5 protein-coding genes and 1 tRNA gene are annotated in these 5,995 nt (G+C 63.1%); all 6 read left to right on the forward strand.

Translation table 11 applies throughout. The annotated features are described in order from the left end of the window. Window positions 1-79 precede the first annotated feature (79 nt). The 6 genes from topA (at window position 80) to A2J01_RS04210 (ending at window position 5,876) form a co-directional block, all read left to right on the forward strand. Window positions 80-3,016 carry a type I DNA topoisomerase gene (gene topA, locus A2J01_RS04185; RefSeq protein ID WP_003946104.1) on the forward strand — a complete coding sequence of 979 codons (2,937 nt, stop codon included), beginning with the start codon at window positions 80-82 and terminating at the stop codon, window positions 3,014-3,016. 33 nt (window positions 3,017-3,049) lie between these two features. Then, window positions 3,050-4,279, forward strand: coding sequence for a DNA polymerase III subunit delta' (locus A2J01_RS04190; protein ID WP_019746652.1), 1,230 nt, complete (start codon window positions 3,050-3,052; stop codon window positions 4,277-4,279). 30 nt (window positions 4,280-4,309) lie between these two features. Beyond that, window positions 4,310-4,382 (forward strand) — tRNA-Thr (locus A2J01_RS04195). A gap of 121 nt (window positions 4,383-4,503) precedes the next feature. Further along, complete coding sequence (locus tag A2J01_RS04200) at window positions 4,504-5,073, forward strand: RDD family protein (RefSeq protein ID WP_064112059.1); 570 nt, start codon at window positions 4,504-4,506, stop codon at window positions 5,071-5,073. A 30-nt stretch (window positions 5,074-5,103) separates the two neighbouring features. Continuing rightward, a complete protein-coding gene (locus A2J01_RS04205) occupies window positions 5,104-5,526 on the forward strand; it encodes a DUF2752 domain-containing protein (RefSeq protein WP_064112061.1) in 423 nt (140 codons plus the stop codon). A gap of 152 nt (window positions 5,527-5,678) precedes the next feature. Further along, the gene (locus tag A2J01_RS04210) at window positions 5,679-5,876 is read left to right on the forward strand and encodes a hypothetical protein (RefSeq protein ID WP_003946112.1); all 198 of its coding nucleotides are present in this window, start codon (window positions 5,679-5,681) and stop codon (window positions 5,874-5,876) included. Window positions 5,877-5,995: the final 119 nt, after the last annotated feature.

Genomic DNA, 5,995 nt, shown 5'->3' on the forward strand with positions numbered 1-5,995 from the left:
GGGTATAACTTGCTCCACACGTCTAGTTCTGAAGATCTGCCGACGGCAGTGAACGTCCAAAGGAAGGCTCGGGCAGCAGGTGGCTAAAGCGGACAACGGCAGCGGTCAGGGAGCGTCCGGTAACCCTCGTCGCCTCGTGATCGTCGAGTCACCGACCAAGGCGCGCAAAATCGCTCCCTACCTCGGTAAGGACTACGTCGTAGAGGCATCGGTCGGTCACATTCGCGACCTCCCGCGCGGCGCAGCGGACGTTCCGGCCAAGTACAAGGGCGAGTCATGGGCCCGTCTCGGCGTCAACGTCGATCACGACTTCGAGCCGCTCTATGTCGTGAGCCCGGAAAAGAAGGGCAAGGTCGCCGAACTCAAGTCTCTGTTGAAGGACGCCGACGAGCTCTTCCTCGCAACTGACCCCGACCGCGAGGGCGAGGCAATCGCCTGGCATCTCCTCGAGACTCTCAAGCCCAAGATTCCGGTTCGTCGAATGGTCTTCCACGAGATCACCGAGCCGGCAATCCGTGCTGCCGCCGAAGACACCCGCGAACTCGACACCGACCTCGTCGATGCTCAGGAAACCCGCCGCATCCTCGACCGTCTCTACGGTTACGAGGTCAGCCCGGTTCTCTGGAAGAAGGTCATGCCGAAGCTCTCGGCCGGCCGCGTCCAATCGGTGGCCACTCGCGTCATCGTCCAGCGTGAACGCGAGCGCATGGCGTTCAAGTCGGCGTCGTACTGGGACATTTCCGCGACGCTCGACGCCGGTGCAGAGGCCAGCCCGCGTAGTTTCGGTGCTCGCCTGGTCTCCGTCGACGGTTCGCGTGTCGCCTCCGGCCGTGATTTCGGAGCTGACGGAAAGCTCAAGGGCAGCGCGGTCACTGTGCTCGACGAGGCGTACGCGCGTCGTCTCGCGGAAGCATTGCAGGGCGTCGACCTCACGGTTTCCTCCGCCGAGGACAAGCCGTACACCCGCAAGCCTTACCCGCCGTTCATGACGTCGACGCTCCAGCAGGAAGCCGGACGCAAACTTCGTTTCACGTCCGAGCGTGCAATGCGCATCGCACAGCGTCTGTACGAAAACGGCTACATCACCTACATGCGTACCGACTCGACGACTCTCTCGGAGTCGGCGATCGCTGCCGCTCGTGCGCAGGCCACCGAGTTGTACGGTCCGGAATACGTGCATCCGACGCCGCGTCAGTACACCCGCAAGGTCAAGAACGCGCAGGAAGCCCACGAGGCGATCCGCCCCGCCGGCGACGTGTTCCAGACCCCGGGTCAGCTGCACTCCAAGCTCGATTCCGACGAGTTCAAGCTGTACGAACTGATCTGGCAGCGGACCGTCGCTTCGCAGATGGCCGACGCCCGCGGTACGACGTTGACGCTTCGCATCTCCGGCACGGCAGGCACCGGCGAGGACTGCACGTTCTCCGCTTCGGGTCGCACCATCGTGTTCGCCGGCTTCCTCAAGGCTTACGTCGAGAGCGTCGACGAAGAGGCCGGCGGTCAGTCCGACGACGCCGAATCCAGGCTTCCGGTGCTGGTCAAGGGTCAGGAAGTCACGGCCACCAAGCTCGATCCGGACGGGCACAGCACCAACCCGCCCGCTCGCTACACAGAAGCCAGCCTGATCAAGACGCTCGAAGAACTCGGCATCGGCCGTCCTTCGACCTACTCGTCGATCATCAAGACCATCCTCGATCGCGGATACGTCTACAAACGTGGCAGCGCGCTGGTTCCGTCCTGGGTGGCGTTTGCCGTCATCGGGCTGCTCGAGGTGCACTTCGGCCGGCTGGTCGACTTCGATTTCACGGCAGGAATGGAAGACGATCTCGACGCGATCGCCGGTGGCCGTGAGCAGCGTGGCAACTGGCTGAGCAGCTTCTACTTCGGCGGCGAGACAGGCGCTGAAGGTTCGGTCGCCCGCGAGGGCGGGCTGAAGAAGATGGTCGGTGTCAATCTCGAGGAGATCGACGCTCGCGAGGTCAACTCCATCCGACTGTTCGACGACGCCGAGGGTCGCGAGGTTCACGTGCGCGTCGGCCGGTTCGGGCCGTATCTCGAGCGCATGGTTCAGAATCCGGACGATCCCGAAGGCGATCTGATCTCGCAGCGGGCAAATCTTCCCGATGACCTGCCACCGGACGAGCTCACTCCCGAGTACGCCGAGAAGTTGTTCTCGACGCCTCAAGAGGGCCGCAAGCTGGGCGTCGACCCACTGACGGGCCACGAGATCGTCGCGAAGGAAGGCCGCTTCGGTCCCTACGTGACCGAGATCCTGCCCGAACCGCCGGCCGAGCCGGAACCGGACATCGTTCCCGTCACCGCTCCCGAGCCGGAAGAAATCAGCTCGGGCAGCACCAAGACTGCGGTGAAGAAGGCCGCGGCCAAGAAGGCGCCTGCGAAGAAGGCTGCCAAGAAGGTCGCAGGCCCCAAGCCGCGGACCGGATCGCTGCTCAAGTCCATGGACTTGGCGACGATCACCTTGGAAGATGCGCTGCGTCTGCTGTCGCTTCCGCGCGTCGTGGGTGTCGACCCCGAATCGAAGGAAGAGATCACCGCGCAGAACGGCCGTTACGGTCCGTACCTGAAGAAGGGCACGGACTCACGCTCGCTCGCCAACGAAGAGCAGATGTTCACCGTCACGCTCGACGAGGCCCTCAAGATCTACGCCGAGCCGAAGCGTCGTGGGCGTCAGGCGTCGGCAACGCCTCCGCTGCGTGAGTTGGGCGTCGATCCGGTCAGCGAGAAGCCGATGGTGATCAAGGACGGCCGTTTCGGTCCGTACGTCACCGACGGCGAGACCAACGCCAGCCTTCGCAAGGACGACGACGTCGAATCCATTTCCGATGCTCGGGCGTCGGAGTTGCTGGCTGATCGTCGTGCGCGCGGCCCGGTCAAGAAGAAGGCAGCAGCCAAGAAGGCTCCGGCCAAGAAGGCCGCTGCCAAGAAAACAGCCGCAAAGAAGGCCCCGGCAAAGAAGGCCGCCGCCAAGAAGGCTCCGGCGAAGAAGGACTCGTAAGGCTTCGTCGGTGCCGACGGTTAGGGTTTTTGCATGAGTACTGAAGTGGCCGAACGAGGTGTGTTCGGTCGGCTGGTGGGTCAGCACGACGTCGAGCAGAGCCTGCGTGATGCTGCACTGTCGGCTCGTGGCGATTCCAGCGGCTCGGAGATGACCCACGCGTGGCTCTTCACCGGGCCACCCGGCTCTGGTCGTTCGGTGGCTGCTCTCTGCTTCGCCGCTGCCCTGCAATGCACCTCCGACGGTGCACCAGGGTGCGGTGAGTGTCATGCATGTACGACGACGATGGGTGGAACCCACGGTGACGTACGACGGATCATCCCCGACGGCCTGAGCATCAGCGTCAAAGGCATGCGCGAGATAGTCAACATCGCTTCGCGTCGGCCGACGACGGGGCGGTGGCAGGTCATCGTGGTCGAGGATGCCGATCGTTTGACCGAAGGCGCAGCCAACGCCCTCCTGAAGGTTGTCGAGGAGCCGCCGGACCGCACGGTCATCCTGCTCTGCGCGCCGACGACCGATCCGGAAGACATGTCTGTCACCCTCCGATCGCGGTGTAGGCACATGCCGTTGGTGACGCCGTCCGTCGAATCGATCGCCCAGGTACTGATCGACCGCGACGGGCTGGATCCGGAACGGGCGAGAATCGCCGCATCGATCAGCGGCGGACATGTCGGCCGGGCTCGGCGTCTCGCCACCGACGAGAGCGCGCGCGACGAGCGTCAGCGTTCGCTTCGACTAGCCGCCGACGCGATCGGGGCTTCGACGGCGTACAAGGCCGCAGAGAACTTGGTGAAGTCGATCGAGGCTGACACCAAGGCGTTCTACGCCGAACTCAAGGAACAGGAGCTCGAGGAGCTCAAGGTTTCCTTGGGTGGTGGTGGAACCGGCAAGGGAACAGCCGGGACTCTGCGCGGATCGGCTGGTCTGATCAAGGACCTCGAAGCGCGCCAGAAATCGCGCGACACCCGGGCCCGCCGCGATCTTCTCGACCGGACGCTGATCGACCTGGCCGGCATGTACCGGGACGCGCTTTCCTATTCGCTGGGGTCGACGTCGACGGCGACCCATCCCGACATGGCTCGGCAGGCCGCCGAGTTGGCTGCACGAACGTCCCCGGAGGGGTTGCTCAAGTGCATCGAAGCGGTGCTCGAATGCCGCGAGGCCGTCGACTTCAACGTCAAGTTGCAGTGGGCGCTCGATGCGATGGTTGCCTCCATCGGAGCCGCTTTCCGACCCCCGTTTTCGCGATCCGGGGGTTGACCAGATAGACTCGCCACCGCCGAAAGGCACGCTGCCTTAGCTCAGTCGGTAGAGCATTTCACTCGTAATGAAAAGGTCGAGAGTTCGATTCTCTCAGGCAGCTCAGCCAAGAGCCCCACACCCGGAAATCCGGATGTGGGGCTCTTGTCGTTAGTTCCCAATTCTTGCGTATGTGCGGTTTATCCTGAGTTCGGCGAACACGTGCCTGAACAGGAGAGACCTCGATGCCGGATCAGAACTGGGGACCAGGCCAACCATCGCAGAATCAGCCGCCGTACGGGCAGATGCCGCCGATGCCGCCGCAGGGTTATCAGCCGCCGACGCCCGCCTATCCGTACGCAAGCTGGATCTCGCGGGTGTTTGCGTCAATCCTCGACGGCTTTGTCGTTCCGCTCCCCGGCGTCATCCTCGCGGGCATCGGAGCAGTGATCGCGTTCTCCGGATCCGAAGTGACCACATACGACGACGGCAGCGTGAGCGCTGAAGGCGGTAATCCGGTCGGGGTGATCGTCATGGTCGTCGGCATACTGGCGATCTTCTTGATCGAGGTGTGGAATCTCGTCTTCAGGCAAGGGAACACCGGACAGACGCTCGGCAAGAAGTGGCTGGGAATTTCGGTGATTCGGGAGTCCGACGGTGTGCCTCTCGGCCCGGTGATGGCGCTGCTTCGTTGGATCATGATGGCGATCCTGGGTGGCGCCTGCTTCCTCAACTATCTCTGGCCGCTCTGGGACTCGAAGCACCAGTGCTGGCACGACATGGTGGTCCGGTCGGTAGTCGTTCGCGCGCGCTAGTCGCTGCCGAGGTCTCTTACAGTGGGTGCCATGGAGTTGGAAGCGGTCACAAGTCGACGACGCTCGCTGGCCGCACCTGTCGGTGTTGCTGCAGTGGCCGTGACGGCCGCCGCGGTACTCCACTTCCGTGATCCCCACAGTGCGGGTAGTTACGGCGTTTGTCCGATGTACGCGTTGACGGGATTGTGGTGCCCGGCGTGTGGTGGCCTTCGTGCGGTCAATGACCTGACTAATCTGGATACTGGCGCCGCAGTGTCCAGCAATGCCTTGATCGTGCCGCTTATCGCGGTGTTGGTGATCGCGTGGATCGGTTGGACAGTGCGCCGTTGGAAAGGCACGCGGGATCGCATGATCGTGCTTCGGCCGACTGTGACGATCGTGGTGCTCGGAGTTCTCGTTGCATTTACGGTTGTTCGAAACACCCCGTGGGGGAGCTGGCTCGCGCCGGCGTGACGGTAAGAGGTCGACATGGCACTGCAGGTTTTTTCGCTCATCGTTCTGCTCGGCGCGCTGATCATCCTGATTCCGACGGCACGACGTGTCTTCGGCAAGAAGGACGACGAGTAGGCCTCGACAACTGGGCCCGCGCGGCACATGCTGGCGGTATGGCTGATTCGTTGAAAGCCCGCGTCAAGGAAAAGTTGCTGAGGCAACTCGCCGAGGACGGTCGGCACCCGATTCAGGAAGCTGAGGGTGACGATCCGCGGTTGGTGTCGATCAATGACGATCTCGAAGCGTTGGAGCAGGCCGAGGAAGGCGATCCGATCGTCGAAGAACTGGCCGAGAGGTACTGGGTTCCGTGAAGTTAACCGACCGCAGTGCTCTGACCTGGCGATTTGGTGTTGTGTTGATCTTCGCGTAACTTTGTCCAGGTCAGAGCGACACGGACACCGACTCCCACCTGCGAGGGTGAGTGACACGA

Source organism: Rhodococcus sp. EPR-134 (assembly GCF_001647205.1).
GTDB classification, from domain to species: Bacteria; Actinomycetota; Actinomycetes; order Mycobacteriales; family Mycobacteriaceae; genus Rhodococcus_F; species Rhodococcus_F qingshengii.

Bases quoted from the DNA above. Each gene is read 5' to 3' on its own strand.
- A2J01_RS04190 (WP_019746652.1), top strand. From the start codon at position 3,050: ATGAGTACTGAAGTGGCCGAACGAGGTGTGTTCGGTCGGCTGGTGGGT.
- A2J01_RS04200 (WP_064112059.1), top strand. From the start codon at position 4,504: ATGCCGGATCAGAACTGGGGACCAGGCCAACCATCGCAGAATCAGCCG.
- A2J01_RS04205 (WP_064112061.1), top strand. From the start codon at position 5,104: ATGGAGTTGGAAGCGGTCACAAGTCGACGACGCTCGCTGGCCGCACCT.
- A2J01_RS04210 (WP_003946112.1), top strand. From the start codon at position 5,679: ATGGCTGATTCGTTGAAAGCCCGCGTCAAGGAAAAGTTGCTGAGGCAA.